Origin of the sequence: Stenotrophomonas sp. (assembly GCF_036662295.1) — a bacterium.
Lineage (GTDB): Bacteria > Pseudomonadota > Gammaproteobacteria > Xanthomonadales > Xanthomonadaceae > Stenotrophomonas.
On sequence record NZ_JAVWXA010000088.1, the window covers coordinates 1 to 16,553 of the forward strand.

General features: G+C 70.9%; 5 protein-coding genes. 4 read left to right on the forward strand and 1 reads right to left on the reverse strand.

Annotated features, from left to right (window positions below):
- A partial coding sequence (locus tag RSA25_RS14995) for a DsbC family protein (protein WP_332809654.1) occupies positions 1-705 on the forward strand: 705 nt, incomplete at its 5' end.
- Positions 706-775: 70 nt separating this feature from the next.
- On the opposite strand, the gene RSA25_RS15000 is transcribed toward RSA25_RS14995, so the two are convergent.
- Positions 776-2,890 (reverse strand): glycosyl hydrolase family 18 protein, encoded by a 2,115-nt coding sequence (locus RSA25_RS15000; protein WP_332809655.1) that lies wholly within the window; start codon positions 2,888-2,890, stop codon positions 776-778.
- 290 nt (positions 2,891-3,180) lie between these two features.
- On the opposite strand from RSA25_RS15000, the gene purL reads away from it, so the two are divergent.
- The 3 genes from purL to RSA25_RS15015 form a co-directional block, all read left to right on the forward strand.
- Complete coding sequence (gene purL / locus RSA25_RS15005; protein ID WP_332809656.1) at positions 3,181-7,065, forward strand: phosphoribosylformylglycinamidine synthase; 3,885 nt, start codon at positions 3,181-3,183, stop codon at positions 7,063-7,065.
- Positions 7,066-7,515: 450 nt separating this feature from the next.
- Positions 7,516-15,075 carry an ESPR-type extended signal peptide-containing protein gene (locus RSA25_RS15010; RefSeq protein WP_332809657.1) on the forward strand — a complete coding sequence of 2,520 codons (7,560 nt, stop codon included), beginning with the start codon at positions 7,516-7,518 and terminating at the stop codon, positions 15,073-15,075.
- Positions 15,076-15,231: 156 nt separating this feature from the next.
- The coding region (locus RSA25_RS15015; protein WP_332809658.1) for a S8 family peptidase at positions 15,232-16,553 on the forward strand (1,322 nt) is incomplete at its 3' end.

Below are 16,553 nucleotides of genomic sequence, written 5' to 3' on the forward strand. Positions count from 1 at the left end.
GCCGCAACCGCCGCGGGCAAGCCCGATGCCGCCCCCGGCGATGCCGACAAGACCGTGCGCGCCGCGCTGCTGAGCCTGGATGCCAGCCTGAAGCCGGAATACATCGGCCAGGCCCCGTTCGCCGGCTTCCGCGAGGTGCTGGCCGGTGGCCAGGTGCTGTACGTCTCCGACGACGGCCGCTACCTGATGCAGTCCCAGCCCTTCGACATCAAGAACAAGGCCCCGGTCAGCAGCGCCGGCCTGCTGGCGTACCGGCACAAGCTGCTGGCCCAGGTGCCGCGCAGCGAGCGCATCGTGTTTGCCGCGCCCAACGCCAAGTACACGGTCAGCGTGTTCACCGATATCGAGTGCGGCTACTGCCGCAAGCTGCACCAGGACATCGCCGAGCTCAACCGCAACGGCATCAGCGTGGAATACCTTGCCTTCCCGCGCATGGGCCTGGGCAGCCAGGACTACACCGACATGATCTCGGTGTGGTGCGCGGCCGATCGCAAGCAGGCGCTGACCGCGGCCAAGACCGGCAAGCCGGTGCCGGCCAAGAGCTGCACCAACCCGGTGGCCATGCAGTACACGCTGGGCCAGCAGATCGGCGTCAACGGCACGCCGGCGATCTTCGCCGCCGACGGCACCCAGCTCGGCGGCTACCTGCCCCCGGCGCAGCTGAAGGCGGCGCTGGAGCGCACCACCGCCGGCGGCAGCCGCTGAAAAAACAACGCCCCGGCCAGGCCGGGGCGTTGTCGTTGTGGGGCGGGGCCGGCGATGGGCCGGCAACTGCTCAGTTCAGCCCGTCGCTCACCGCCTTGGTCAGGGTGCCCTGGGCATCATCGCCACTGAACTCCCAGAAGAACGCGCCACCCAGTCCCTGGGCCTTCACGTAGCCCATCTTCTCGGTGACCATCGCCGGGGTGTCAAAGCTCCAGAACGTGGTGCCGTTGGAGATCCAGGTGGCCTTGGCCACGCTGTCGGTGTAGCCCGGCCACGCCAGGTTCTTGAGCACCTTCCAGTCTTCGATGCCCGCCTCGTAGGTACCCGGGGCCGCGCCGCCGGCGCTCCTGTACAGGCCGTTGTTGCCGCTGGCCACGCCGGTCCAGCCCCGCCCGTAGTAGCCGATGCCCAGGTTCAACTTGGATGCCGGCACGCCACGGCTGATGAAGGCCTCCATCGCATCGTTGCTGTTGTACAGCTTCTGGTCGCCCGTGGACGGGTCGGCCGGGGAGTCGAACAGCGCCGAGTGATGGTTGGTCTGCGGGTCCCACGCACCGTGGAAGTCGTAGGTCATCACGTTGATGAAGTCCAGGTACGGGTGGTAGGCGGCCGGGTCGGTGACGCGCACCTTGTCGATGCCTGCACCCACCGCCACGGTCAGCAACAGCCCCGGTCGCACCGCGTCGAGCTGGCGGCGGAACTCGGCCAGCAGCGCGGTGTAGTTGGCGTTGTCGGCCGGGGTGCCGCAGCTCAGGCCGCAGGCCACCGGGTATTCCCAGTCGATGTCGATGCCATCGAACACGCCCGCCGCCGCGCCCACGCCGCCGGCCCCGTCGGTGACCGGCAGGTTGCCCTTGATGTAGGCATCGATGCACGAGGCCACGAAGGCCTGCCGGTTGGCCGGTTGCGCCGCGCTGGAGAAGCCGCGCGACCAGGTCCAGCCGCCGAGCGAGATCAGCACCTTCACGTTGGGATGCTTGGCCTTGAGCTGCTTGAGCTGGTTCCAGTTGCCGCGCAGGGGCTGGTCCCAGGTGTCGGCGCTGCCGCTGACGCTCTCGCCGGCACCGAAGGCCTTGGTGTAATCGGCGAACGCATCCCCGCCCACCCCGGTGTTGGGGTCCGAGGCCTGGGTGACGCCCACTTCGCAGCGGTTGTTGCGCACGTTGCCGAAGGCATAGTTGATGTGGGTCAGGCGCGCGGCCGAGCCGCTGGTGTCGATGTTGCGGACCCGGTAGTTGCGCCCGTAGATGCCCCACTGGGTGAAGTAGCCGATCACCCGCTTGGCGCCGCCACCGCCGCCACCGGCCGCGGTGGTCACGCTGATCGCGGTGCTCCGCGCCGAGGCGTTGCCGGCGTTGTCGCGGGCGCGCACGGTGTAGGTGTAGGTCGTGCTCGCGGTCAGGCCGCCGTCGGTGTACTGGGTGGCGCCGGGCGAGCCGACCAGGCTGCCGTTGCGGTACACGTCATAACCGGCCACGCCGCTGCCACCGCTGTTGTCGGTGGCCGCGCTCCAGGCCAGGTTGACCGTGCTGGCCGTCTTCGAGGGCGACGTGAGGCCGCCGGGCACGCTGGGCGGGGTGGTGTCGTTGCTGGCGGCGGTGACGGTGACGCTGACCGTGGCCGAGGAGGTCACCGCATTGGTGTTGTCGGTGGCCACCGCCTTGAAGGTGTGGCTGCCGGCCGAGGCGTTGGCCCAGGTGACGCTGTAGGGCGCGCTGGTGTCGATGCCCAGCGAGGTGCCGCCGCGGAAGAACTCGACCTTGCTGACGGTGCCGTCGCTGTCGCTGGCATTGGCACTGACGGTGATGCTGCTGCCGGCGGCAAAGCTGGCCCCGGCGGCCGGGGAGGTCAGGCTGACGCTGGGCGGCTGGTTGCTGCCACCGCCGTCGCAGGCGCCGAGGTTGGTGTAGTAGGGCGCGCCGGCCGGGTGGTCGGGCGGGGCGTTCCAGATGTCCTGGTTGGCCCGGTACAGCACGCCGCTTTTCTGCAGGGTGGTGCCGGCCAGGTAGATCACCGCCGGGTTCCACTCCGGCGCGCCGGTACAGTTGGCGGCCAGCGCCAGGCTTGGGGCGGTGGTGGCCGCCGCGGCCAGGGACAGGGCCAGGGCCAGCAGCCAGCGTCGGTGGCGGGCCGGGTGGACGGGGGATATCGATGTCACCGCACTGCGCATCATCGGGTCAGGCATGGTCGTACTCCGATCTAGTGATGGGCGCGGGCCGCCGGGTGGGGCGGCCCGCGTGCAGCAGGTCCGGGCGCCGGGGAGAGGCCGGCAACAGCAGTGGGGGCGGACAGGGGCCTGGCCGGTGAGAGGGTCCGGCAGGCGAGGACAACGTTGTCATGCATTGGCCGCTCAATCCGTGAGCCAGCGCAAGGTTCGGCTGTGAAGACGCCGCCCCGGCAGTGACCGCCCGCCAAGCCCCGGCGGCCGACTTCGGTACAATGGTGGGCCCCGTTCCCAACCACGGTTCCCCGGACATGATGGTCCTCGAGGGCGCATCCGCCCTTTCGCCGTTCCGCCGCGAACGTCTTGAATCCCGCCTGCAGTCCCTGGCCGCCGATCTGCGCATCACCGGTGCCTGGCATGTCTACTTCATCCAGACCGAGGGCGATGCCGCCCCGGACCCGGCGATCCTGAGCCGGATCCTGGAAGCCCAGCCGACGCTGGCCGGGCAGGACGCGGGGGCGGTCTCGCGCTTCGTGGTGCCCCGCCTGGGCACCCTGTCGCCCTGGTCGAGCAAGGCCACCGAGCTGGTCCGCGGTGCCGGGCAGCCGATCCGTCGGGTCGAGCGCGGCCTGCGCATCGACCTGGCCGGCTGGCCGGCCGATGCGGCCCAGCGCGAGGCGGTGGCGCGCGCGCTGCACGACCCGATGACCCAGTCGGTGCTGGATAGCGCCGGGCAGGCCCAGGCGCTGTTCACCACGCCGGCCCGCGGCGAGCTGGAACGCATCGCGCTGGACGACCTGGAAGCGGCCAACCGCCGCCTGGGACTGGCCATGGCCCAGGACGAGATCGACTACCTGCGCCAGCGCTTCGGCGAACTGGGCCGGGAGCCGTCGGACATGGAACTGATGATGTTCGCGCAGGCCAATTCGGAGCACTGCCGGCACAAGATCTTCAACGCCAGCTGGACCATCGACGGCGCCGACCAGCCGCATTCGCTGTTCCGGATGATCAAGAACACCCACCAGCAGACGCCGCAGCACACGTTGAGCGCCTACAGCGACAACGCGGCGGTGGTGGCCGGCTTCCCGGCCGCGCGTTACCGCCCGGATCCGGCCAGCGGCGAGTACCGCAGCGAAGCGGTGGTGGACTCGGCGTTCTGCATCAAGGTGGAAACCCACAACCATCCCACCGCGATCGCCCCGTTCCCGGGTGCGTCCACCGGTGCGGGCGGTGAAATCCGCGATGAAGGCGCGACCGGCCGCGGTGGCAAGCCCAAGGCCGGCCTGACCGGTTTCTCGGTCTCGCACCTGCGCATCCCCACGTTGCCGCAGCCGTGGGAAGCGCCGCGCGCGCTCAACCCGCGCATGGCCCCGGCGCTGGACATCATGCTGGATGGCCCGCTGGGCGGTGCCGCGTTCAACAACGAGTTCGGCCGCCCCAACCTGCTGGGCTACTTCCGCAGTTTCGAGCTGCCCGAAGGCCCGGGCCTGACCCGTGCCTACGACAAGCCGATCATGCTGGCCGGCGGCCTGGGGGCGATCGACCAGAACCAGGTCGAGAAGCTGACCCTGCAGCCCGGCGATGCGGTGATCGTGCTGGGTGGCCCGGCGATGCTGATCGGGCTGGGCGGCGGTGCCGCCAGTTCGGTGGCCTCCGGTGAGAGCGCCGAAGACCTCGACTTTGCCAGCGTGCAGCGCGACAACCCGGAAATGGAGCGCCGCTGCCAGGAAGTGATCGACCGCTGCGTCGCGCTGGGCACCGACAACCCGATCCGCTGGTTCCACGACGTGGGCGCCGGTGGCCTGTCCAATGCCATTCCCGAGCTGCTGCACGACTCCGGCGTGGGCGGGGTGATCGACCTGGGCAAGGTGCCCACCGACGACCCGTCGCTGTCGCCGATGCAGTTGTGGTGCAACGAGTCGCAGGAGCGTTACGTGCTTGGCGTGCCGCAGGCGCGCCTGGCCGAGTTCGCCGCCCTGTGCGCGCGCGAGCGCTGCCCGTTCGCCGCCGTCGGCGTGGCCACCGCCGAGGAACGCCTGGTGGTCGCCTATGGCGCGACCGAAGGCAACATCCCCGCCGATGCCCCGATCGACCTGCCGATGGACGTGCTGTTCGGCAAGGCGCCGAAGATGCACCGCGACACCGCGCATCCGCCGGCCCCGCGCTGGCCGGCGCTGAAGACCGCCGGGCTGGACCTGCACGAGGCTGGCCTGCGCGTGCTGGCCCACCCGTCGGTGGCGTCCAAGAACTTCCTGGTCACCATCGGCGACCGCAGCGTGGGCGGGCTGACCGCACGCGAGCAGATGATCGGCCCGTGGCAGCTGCCGCTGGCCGACGTGGCCATCACCCTGGCCGGTTTCGATACGGTGGCCGGTGAGGCCATGGCGATCGGCGAGCGCACCCCGCTGGCCCTGCTCGATGCCGCCGCCTCGGCGCGCATGGCCGTGGGCGAGGCGATCACCAACCTGTGCGCGGCCCCGGTGGACGCGCTGGAGACGGTGAAGCTGTCGGCCAACTGGATGGCCGCGGCCGGCCATGACGGTGAAGACGCGCTGCTGTACGACGCGGTGCGCGCGGTGGGCATGGCCCTGTGCCCGCAGCTGGACCTGAGCATCCCGGTGGGCAAGGACTCGCTGTCCATGCAGGCCCAGTGGCAGGCCGATGGCCAGGCGCACAAGTCGGTCTCGCCGGTCTCGCTGGTGATCTCCGCATTCGCCCCGGTGGCCGATGCGCGTGGCCAGCTCACCCCGCTGCTGGACCGCGACACCGACAGCGAGCTGTGGCTGATCGGCCTGGGTGCCGGCAAGCAGCGCCTGGGCGGCTCGATCCTGGCCCAGGTGCACGCCGACCACAGCGCGTTGCCGGCCTTTGCCGGCGCCGTGCCGGACCTGGACGACGCGCAGCGCCTGCGCGCGTTCTTCGAGCTCATCCGCGATGCACGCCAGGCCGGCCTGTTGCTGGCCTACCACGACCGCAGCGACGGCGGCGCGTTTGCCGCCCTGTGCGAGATGGCCTTCGCCTCGCGCCTGGGCCTGGACATCACCCTGGATGCATGGGGCGATGACCCGTTCCGCAGCCTGTTCAATGAAGAACTCGGCGCGGTGGTGCAGATCGCCCGGGAAGACCGTGCCGCCTTCGCCGACCTGGTCGAGCGGCATGCGCTGACCGAATGCGCCCAGCGCATCGCCCGCCCGACCACCGCACCGGTGGTGCGCGTGTCGCTGCAGGGCGAGAGCCTGGTGGAATGGCGCTGGGAAGCGCTGTTCGATGCCTGGTGGTCGGTCACCCATGCGATGCAGAAGCTGCGCGACAACCCCGACAACGCCGACCAGGAGCGTGCGATCGCGCGCAACTTCAACGCGCCGGGCCTCAAGCCCAAGCTCAGCTTCGATCTCAACGAAGACGTGGCCATGCCGTTCATCAACACCGGTGCGCGCCCGCGCGTGGCGGTGCTGCGCGAGCAGGGCGTGAATGGCCAGATCGAAATGGCCAACATCTTCGAGCGCGCCGGCTTCAGCGCGTTCGACGTGCACATGAGCGACCTGATCGACGGGCGCGTCGCGCTGGCCGACTTCAGCGGCCTGGTCGCCTGCGGCGGCTTCAGCTACGGGGACGTGCTGGGTGCCGGCCGCGGCTGGGCCACCTCGGTGCTGGAGCGCAGCGCGCTGCGCGATGCCTTCGCCGCCTTCTTCGCCCGTGACGACAGCTTCGCCCTGGGCGTGTGCAACGGCTGCCAGATGATGAGCCAGCTCAAGGACATCATCCCCGGTGCCGAGCACTGGCCGCAGTTCCGCCGCAACCGCAGCGAGCAGTTTGAAGCCCGCACCGCGCTGCTGGAAGTAGTGGAATCGCCGTCGATCCTGCTGCGCGGCATGGCCGGTTCGCGCCTGCCGGTGGCGGTGGCGCATGGCGAAGGCCAGGCGGTGTTCGCCAGCGCCGTGGACCAGGCCGCCGCGCGCGTGGCCCTGCGCTACGTGGATGGCGACGGCAACGTGGCCACCCAGTACCCGCTCAACCCGAACGGGTCGCCGGACGGCATCACCGGCCTGACCAGCACCGATGGCCGGGTCACGATCATGATGCCGCATCCCGAACGCACCCCGCGCGCACTCAACCTGAGTTGGCGCCCGCGTGAGTGGCAGGGCGATTCGCCGTGGCTGCGAATGTTCCGCAACGCACGCGTATGGTGCGGCTGATCGTATTCACGTTGTTGATGCCGATGCGATGAAAATCGCGTGAAGAAACCGCCAGTTCTGCTGGCGGTTTTTTTTTGTGCGCGACAGAAAGTCATCGGCAGCAAGGAGTTACATCGCGTTTCAAGGTGAAAACGCGTGATGACGATTGCTCACATGAATCTAACGAAATGTGCGTGTTTTCCGTCAGTTTTGTGACGCAATTGGCGGTCGCGAGTTTTTCGAAGTCAAAGTCTTGACGTTGCCGGTACGGTGCGTTAACACTGATTGCTCATTTGGAAAGTGTTCAGTTCCACAGTAACCGCAGGGATGGCGCGTCGGCTGTACCTCCGTTTCACGCCATTCGGCACCACGCAGTAAATCAAGCGAGAAAACGCCCCCAGGGGACGTTGGACCAACGGGTCCGGCGTTGGCGTCGCTTTGCCTAAACCAGCCCACTCAGGAGTCGCATCGATGAATCGGATTTATCGCAAGGTCTGGAACAAAGCACTGGGGCAGATGGTTGTCGCCTCGGAATTGGCCAGCAGCCAGTCCGCCGGCGTGGTCATCGACCAGCGACGATCCTCCGACACGCGCGGCCCCTCGCTGCTGTCGGCCGCCATCGCGTTGACACTGGGATTGGGCATGGGCGCGGTCGCCCCGGTTGCCCAGGCGCAGTCGGTGGAAGTGGGCGGCAATGCCAACTGCGTGGTGCTCAACAGCAGCGTGATCGACAGCTGCGTGGTGGATGGCAACGCCACCGCCTCGGGCGCCAACGCGGTGGCGATCGGCAGCAACAGCACCGCCTCGGCGGCCAACAGCGTGGCGCTCGGCGCCGGCTCCAAGGCCACCCGGGCCAACAGCGTGTCGGTAGGCGATGCCGGCAGGGAGCGCCAGGTCACCAACGTGGCCGCCGGCACGGCCGCCACCGATGCGGTGAACAAGGGACAGCTGGACAAGGTGGCCGTCGCCGCTGAAAACGCGACCCGCTATTTCAAGGCCGATGGCGCAGGCAACAACAGCGACGCGGCCACGATCGACGGTGACGGCGCGCTGGCTGCCGGTGCCGGTGCCAACGCCGACGGCGATGGCGCCAGCGCCATCGGCCAGGGCAGCCAGGCGCTGGCCAATGCCACCACCGCGGTAGGCAGCAACGCGATCGCGGTCGGGCTGGGCGGCAGCGCCTTCGGCCAGAACGCCTTGGCGCTGGGCGATGCCAGCACCGCCGTGGGCCAGAGCGCAGCCGCCTTCGGCCTGGGCGATGTGGCGCTGGGCGCCTCGGCAGTGGCCGCCAGTGAGAACGGTGCGGCCACCGCGATCGGTGGCCTGGCCGAAGCCAGCGCCGATGGCGCGACCGCGGTCGGTGGCGGTGCACTGGCCATCGGTGCCGGCAGCACCTCGCTGGGCCGCGGTGCGGGCAGCGGTGGCGAAGCCTCGATCGCGGTCGGCGCGTTCAGCGTGGCCGTGGCCGATTTCAGCGCCGCACTGGGCGCCAATTCCGCCGCGGTCGCGGTGGGCAGCGTGGCGCTTGGCGCCGGCTCCTACGCCGATCGCGTGGACACGGTGTCGGTGGGCAACGGCGAGAACGGGCTGCGTCGACAGATCACCAACGTGGCCGACGGCACCGAAGCCAACGATGCGGTGAACAAGGCGCAGCTGGATGAAGTGGGCGACGTCGCCGCCACCACCCGCAAGTACTTCCAGGCCAGCGGCAGCGCCGACAGCGATGCCGGTGCCTATGTCGACGGCGACAACGCCACCGCCATCGGCGAAGCCACCAATGCCATCGGCAACGGCACCACGGCACTGGGCAGCGGCGCCGGCGCCTTCGCGCAGAACGCCACCGCGGTCGGCTTCAACGCCGTGGCCAGCGGCCAGAACAGTGCCGCCTTCGGCAACAACGCGCAGGCCACCGGCCCGGGCAGCGTCGCTGTCGGCGGTGCCGCGGTGGATGCCGACGGCAACCCGCTGATCACCAATGGCGGCGTGCCGGTGGATACCGGCGCCACCAGCGCCGGCGTCGGCGGCACCGCGGTCGGTGCCAGCGCCGAAGCGGCCGGCTTTGCCTCGTCCTCCTACGGCGTCGGCGCCTATGCCGGCGGCGCGCAGTCCTCCGCGTTCGGCGCGGTCTCCAACGCCATCGGCGACTACTCCACCGCCGTTGGCACCCAGAGCGTGGCCACCGGCAACAGCAGCACCGCCATCGGCGGCCCGGCCGACCTGCTGCCGGGCCTGGGCTTCTTCGTGCAGACCCAGGCCAGCGGCGAAGCGGCCACGGCCGTGGGCGCCGGCGCCATCGCCAGCGGTGACTACGCCACCGCCAACGGCACCCTGACCGAAGCCTCCGGCACCGAAGCCACCGCCGTGGGCTACTTCGCCTATGCCCCGGGCGAGGGCGCCACCGCGCTGGGCGCGGAAACCTGGGCCAGCGGCGAGCTCAGCACCGCCGTCGGCTTCTATGCCACCGCGCGCGGCGCCAACAGCGTCGCCCTGGGCGCCAACTCCACCGCCACCCGCGCCAACACGGTCTCGGTGGGCGATGTCGGCAACGAGCGCCAGGTCACTCATGTGGCCGCCGGCACCGAAGCCACCGACGCGGTCAACAAGGCGCAGCTGGACGGCGTGGCGCAGGTGGCCAACGTCACCGCCAACCGCTTCAAGGCCAACGCCGCCGACGGCAGCGACGTCGGCGCCTTCGCCGAGGGCGACGGTGCCCTGGCTGCGGGCGAGGCCAGCAACGCCATCGGCGCCGGCGCCGCCGCGCTGGGCAACGGCGCCAATGCACTGGGCGATGACAGCGTGGCCGTGGGCCGCAACGTCAGTGCCAATGGCAACGGCAGCGTCGCCATCGGCGGCCTCGGCCAGGCCTACGACGAGTTCAACCAGCCGCTGGTGGATGCCGACGGCAATGCCGTGACGGTGGGCACCACCGCCGCGCAGGACTCGGTGGCCGTGGGCGCCGGCGCGCTGGCCACCGGCACCACCAGCAATGCGTTCGGCAATGGCGCACAGGCCACCGGCAGCAACAGCCTGGCCGCCGGCTTCAAGGCGCGCGCCACCGGCGACTACAGCGTGGCCCAGGGCGACAACGCCTTCGCCAGCGGTGAGGAAACCACCGCGACCGGTGCCTATGCGTGGGCCACCGAAGACGGCGCCACCGCCTACGGTGCCAGCGCCTGGGCGACGGCGGCCAACGGCACGGCCGTGGGCCAGTCGGCGTGGGCCAGCGGCACCGGTTCCACCTCCATCGGCTACAACAGCTGGGCCCGTGGCAGCAGCGCCACCGCGCTCGGCCGCGGCGCCTTCGGCTACGGCGACAACAGCGTGGCCGTGGGCTTCCAGGCGCTGGGCAACAGCATCAACAGCATCGCCATCGGCACCAACGTGGTGGCCGGCGGCGAAAGCGCGATCGGCATCGGCGCCGGCAGCAATGCCAGCGCCTCCAATGCGGTCGCGCTGGGCGCAGGCGCAGTGGCCGACCGTGCGGACACGGTGTCGGTGGGCAGTCAGACCCGCCAGCGCCAGATCACCAACGTCGCCGCCGGCACCGAGGGCACCGATGCGGTGAACCTGGACCAGCTCACCGACGCCACCGCGCAGTTCCAGGCCAGCGGCGACGGCGTGGCCGTGGCCGGCGGTGACCAGAGCGTGGCCGCCGGTGCCGATGCCGCCACCGATGGCGACTACGCCACCGCCGTGGGCTCGGCCAGCTTCGCCGCCGGCAGCGGTGCCACCGCGCTGGGCAGCGGTGCCTTTGCGCTGGCCGACAACGCCAGTGCACTGGGCTTCAATGCACTGGCCAGCGGCGCCAATGCGATCGCGGTGGGCGCCAATGCCCAGGCCAGCGCCGAGTACGCCACCGCCACCGGTGCCGAAAGCGAGGCCAGTGGCGAGCAGAGCACCGCCACCGGTGCGGCCAGCGTCGCCTCCGGTGCCGGCAGCCTGGCCGGCGGCGCATTGTCCGAAGCGGCCGGCGAGGAGTCGGTCGCGCTGGGTTACTACAGCACCGCCAGCGGCCAGGGCGCCACCGCCGTGGGCGCCGAAAGCGTGGTCAGCGGCACCCTGTCGGCCGGCTATGGCTTCGGTGCCGAAGCCACCGCCGGCTACACCACCGCGATCGGTGGGCTGGCCGTGGCCAGTGCCTTCAACGCCACCGCGCTGGGCAGCTTCGCCCAGGCCACCGGCTCCAACAGCGTCGCCGTGGGCGGCGATGCCGAAGCCTCCGGTGCCTACAGCACCGCCACCGGCCAGGGCAGCCTGGCCAGCGGCACCAACAGCGTGGCCGTCGGCGGTTCCTTGTTCGGCCTGCTGCCCACCGAAGCCTCGGGCAACTACTCCACCGCCGTCGGTGGCGGGGCATGGTCGCCGGGCCTGAACAGCACCGCGCTGGGCAATGCCGCCACCTCCAGTGGCGAGAACAGCGTTGCCCTCGGTGCCGATTCCATCGCCGACCGCGACAACAGCGTGTCGGTCGGCAGTGCCGACGCGCAGCGCCAGATCACCAACGTGGCCGCCGGCACCGAAGGCACCGACGCGGTCAACCTGGACCAGTTGAACGCCGTGGCCGCGGCAGGCGAAGCCACCAGCAAGTACTTCCAGGCCAGCGGCAGCGAGGCCAGCGACGCCGGCGCGTATGTGGAGGGCGATGACGCCCTGGCCGCCGGTGAAGCGGCCAATGCGATCGGCAACGGCGCCACCGCGCTGGGCGCCGGCGCCAATGCGCTGGCCGGCAACGCCACCGCCGTGGGCACCGACGCGCTGGCCACCGGCGAGGGCGCGGCGGCGGTGGGCAGCAATGCACAGGCCACCGGCGAGAACAGCACCGCGCTGGGCACCAATGCCAGCGCCAGCGAGATCGGTGCCAGTGCGGTCGGTGGCGGTGCCATCGCCAGCGGCGCCTATGCCACCGCCAACGGTTTCGAATCCACCGCCAGCGGCCAGCAGGCCACCGCCAACGGTTTCCGCAGCAGTGCCTCCGATGCCGGTGCCTCGGCCTTCGGCAGCTACAGCGAAGCCAGTGGCCGCCTGTCCAACGCGCTGGGTTACGGGGCGATCGCTTCCAACACGCTGGCCACTGCGGTCGGCACCTCGGCCACGGCCTCGGGCGCCAGCGCGGTTGCGCTCGGCGAATCCAGCGAAGCCACCGGCGATGAAAGCGTGGCCATCGGCGGCTCGACGTTCTTTGGCCTGATCCCGGCCCGCGCCAGCGGCACCGGCGCGGCGGCCTTCGGTGCCGGCGCGTGGGCCACCGACGACTACGCCACCGCGATCGGCTGGAACTCGTGGGCCGATGCGGCCAACACCACCGCGCTGGGCGCCAATGCCAGCGCCGAGGGCGTCAACAGCGTGGCCCTGGGCGCCGGCTCGTCGGCCGAGCGTGACAACACGGTGTCGGTGGGTACGGCCACGGCGCAGCGGCAGATCACCAACGTCGCCGACGGTACCGAAGGCACCGATGCGGTCAACGTCAACCAGTTGAGCGCCGTCGCCGAGGTGGCCGAGCAGACCAACCGCCAGTTCAAGGCGTCCGGCAGCGGCAACGGCGATGACGTCGGTGCCTACGTCGATGGTGCCTACGCCACCGCCGCCGGCGAAGCGGCCAATGCGTTCGGCACCGGGGCCTCGGCCTACGGCAGCGGCGCGCTGGCGTCGGGCCGCAACGCGTCGGCGTCCGGCTTCAACGCCTCGGCCACCGCCGATTCGGCCACCGCCATCGGCGGCGCGCTGTACTACGAAGACGCCAACGGCAACGTGATCCTGGACAAGGCCACCAGCGCCAGCGGCACCGGCGCCACCGCGCTGGGTGCCGGTGCGCAGGCGACCGGGGTGTTCAGCACCGCCAGCGGCGCCGGCGCCACTTCGGCGGGGTTGCAGTCGTCCGCGTTCGGCTACAGCGCCGAAGCCGGCAGCGACTACAGCACCGCCGTGGGTGCCTTCAGTGCCGCCAGCGGCGTGCGCACCACCGCGCTCGGCTACGGTGCGGCAGCCAGTGGCGACTACGCGTCCGCCTTCGGCTGGGGCAGCGCCGCCTCGGGGGCGTATGCCAACGCCATCGGCTATGCCTCCCAGGCCAGCGGCGCCAACAGCATCGCCGCCGGTTCCAACGCGTGGGCCACGGCCGCCCAGACCACCGCGGTCGGCCAGCTGGCCTGGGCCACCTCGGCCGGTTCCACCGCCATCGGCCAGGACAGCTATGCCTACGGCGGCGCCAACGCCACCGCGCTGGGCAAGAGCGCGTCGGCCAGTGGCGCCGGCAGTGTCGCCCTCGGTGCCGGTGCACGCACCAGCGAAGCCAACGTGGTGTCGGTCGGCGGCGGCAACGGCACCACCGGCCCGGCCACGCGCCGCATCACCAACGTGGGCGCGGCGGTGAACGCCAACGACGCGGTGAACAAGGCGCAGCTGGACAGCGTGGCGGCCACCGCCGATGCGGTCGGCAAGCACTTCCAGGCCACCGGCAGCGGCGTGGCCACCGCCAGCGGCACCGATGCACTGGCTGCCGGCTCGGCCGCCGCGGCCAGTGGCAACCGCAGCAGCGCGCTGGGTACCGCCGCCGTGGCCTCGGCCACCGGCGCCACTGCCGTGGGCGCCGATGCATCGGCACGCGGTGACAACAGCACGGTGGTCGGCCGCCAGGCCTCCACCAATGCGGTCAACGGCGTGGCGATCGGCAATGGCGCCTTCGCCAGCAATGGCGCCGGCAGCATCGCCATCGGCGCCGGTGCCGGGGTCTCCGGTGCCGGGGCGGTCGCCCTGGGCGCCGGGTCGCGTGCGGTGGAAGCCAACGTGGTCTCGGTCGGTGGCGGCAACGGCACCGACGGCCCGGCCACGCGCCGCATCGTCAACGTCGGCGCCGGTCGCATCGCCGCCGGCAGCACCGATGCGGTCACCGGTGGCCAGCTCAACACCACCAACCAGCGGGTCGGCGCGGTGGAAACCCGCGTGGGCGACATCGACGAGCGGATCGGCTCGGTCGAGAACGTCACCGCCAACGCGCTCAGCTACGACGATGCCAGCCGCGACAAGGTCACCCTGTCCGGCGTGCAGGGCACGGTGCTGGACAACGTGGGCAGCGGCACGATCGCCTCGGGCAGCCGCCAGGCCATCAACGGTGGCCAGTTGTTCCAGTCGCTGTCCGATGCCGCCAGCTTCCTCGGCGGCGGCGCCAGCGTCGGCATGCAGGGGGTGTTCGTGGCGCCCAACTACGTGATCCAGGGCACCACCTACAACAACGTCGGCGATGCACTGGGCGCCCTGGACCGCAAGGTCAGCGACCTGGACCAGCGCGTGGCCGGTGGCAGCACCGCCCGCACCCGCACCGCGGCAGCGGCCAGCGCGTCGGTGGCCCGCGTGGATGACACCGCCAGCACGGCCAGCACGGCCAGCGTGCAGGGCACCCCGACCGCCGCCAGCGCCGGCAGCGCGCAGGTGGTCAGCGCACCGGCACCGGCCGCGCCCACCGCCGTCAACGCGGTGGCCATGGGTGAGGGCGCGGTGGCCAGTGGTGCCTCGGCCACGGCGATCGGCCAGGGGGCCTCGGCCACCGCAGCCAACTCGGTCGCCCTCGGCCAGGGCTCGGTCGCCGATCGCGCCGATACGGTGTCGGTGGGCAGCGTGGGCAACGAACGCCAGGTGGCCAACGTGGCCGCCGGTACGCAGGCCACCGATGCGGTCAACAAAGGCCAGCTGGACGGTGGCATCGCCACCGCCAACAGCTACACCGACCAGCGCTTCGGCGCGATGGCCGACAGCTTCGACATCTACAAGGGCGAAATCGACCAGCGCCTGCGTCACCAGGATCGTCGCATCGACCGCCAGGGTGCGATGAGCGCGGCCATGCTCAACATGGCCACCAGCGCCGCCGGCGTGCGGACCCAGAACCGGGTCGGCGTGGGCGTGGGCTACCAGGGCGGGGAGTCGGCGCTGTCGCTGGGCTACCAGCGTGCGCTCAGCGAGCGCGCCACGGTGACCATCGGCGGTGCGTTCAGCAGCGATGACAGCTCGGTGGGCGTGGGCGCCGGCTTCGGCTGGTAAGCGCACCACAGGCATGGCCCGGAGGGGCCATGCCGCAAGCAATGCAAGGCCTGAGGGGGCGGGTCACGGGAACCCTGGCCAGGGCCGGCCAGGGATCTCGCATGGAATGTTGGCCTGAACAGTCGTTTGATCCATGACCTTGAAGAGGATTTCAACGTGACCAGTAAGCAGAACCTTCGCATCAACGTGCTGGCAGCCGCGATGCTGTCGATCTCCGCCGGTTCGGCGTTCGCCGCCAGCCCGCGTACCGAGGAACCGCAGCGTCCGGCAACCGCCGCGCAGCAGACCAGCAACGGCATCATCGTCAAGTACCGCACCGGCACCGCTGCCGCGTCGGACCGCTCGGCCAAGCTGGCCGTGGTCAACTCGGCGCTGTCGCGCGCCAGCCTCAACGGCGGCAGTGTCCGCGCCGGCGCGCTGAGCCCGCAGGTGGTGCGCAAGCTGGGCATCGGCGCGGACCTGATCCGCCTGCAGAGCCGGCTGGGCGATGCGGAACTGCAGAAGGTGCTGGCCGAACTGAAGGCCGACCCGGCGGTGGAATACGCGGTGGTCAATGCGCGCATGCAGCGCGCCGACCTGCGCGCCAAGCCGACCGAAACCAAGCAGCTGGTCCCCAACGACCCGTACTACGCGCAGTACCAGTGGCACTTCAGCAACGCCACCGGCGGCATCAACGCGCCGTCGGCGTGGGATGTGTCGCAGGGCGAGGGCGTGGTGGTGGCGGTGATCGATACCGGCATCCTGCCCGACCATGAAGACTTCAGCGGCAACCTGCTGGAAGGCTACGACTTCATCAGCGACGCGGAGACCTCGCGCCGTCCCACCGATGCCCGCGTGCCGGGTGCGCTGGATTACGGCGACTGGGTGGAGAACGACAACGAGTGCTACACCGGCTCGCTGGCCGAAGACAGCTCCTGGCACGGCACGCACGTGGCCGGCACGGTGGCCGAAGCGACCAACAACGGCGTCGGCATGGCCGGCGTCGCCTACAAGGCCAAGGTGCTGCCGGTGCGCGTGCTGGGCAAGTGCGGCGGCAGCCTGGCCGATATCGCCGATGCCATCACCTGGGCCTCGGGCGGCACGGTGGCGGGCATCCCGGCCAACGCCAATCCGGCGGAAATCATCAACATGAGCCTGGGCGGCAGCGGCGCCTGCGATCCGGTGTACCAGGCCGCGATCAACGGTGCGGTGTCGCGCGGCACGCTGGTGGTGGTGGCGGCGGGCAACGCGGGCGGCAACGTCTCCAACGCGCGTCCGGCCAACTGCAACAACGTGGTGGCGGTGGGCGCCACGCGCATCACCGGCGGCATCACCTACTACTCCAACTATGGCGCGGCGGTGGATCTGTCGGCACCCGGCGGTGGCGGCAGCGTGGACGGCAACCCGGGTGGTTACATCTGGCAGGCCATTTCCAGCAGCACCACCTCGCCGGAACTGGGGACCTCCGATTACGGCGGCAAGGGCGGCACCTCGATGTC

What these genes read in the sequence shown, in the direction of transcription:
- RSA25_RS15010 (WP_332809657.1), top strand. Translation starts at nt 7,516, where the DNA reads ATGAATCGGATTTATCGCAAGGTCTGGAACAAAGCACTGGGGCAGATG.
- RSA25_RS15000 (WP_332809655.1), bottom strand. Translation starts at nt 2,890, where the DNA reads ATGCCTGACCCGATGATGCGCAGTGCGGTGACATCGATATCCCCCGTC.
- purL (WP_332809656.1), top strand. Translation starts at nt 3,181, where the DNA reads ATGATGGTCCTCGAGGGCGCATCCGCCCTTTCGCCGTTCCGCCGCGAA.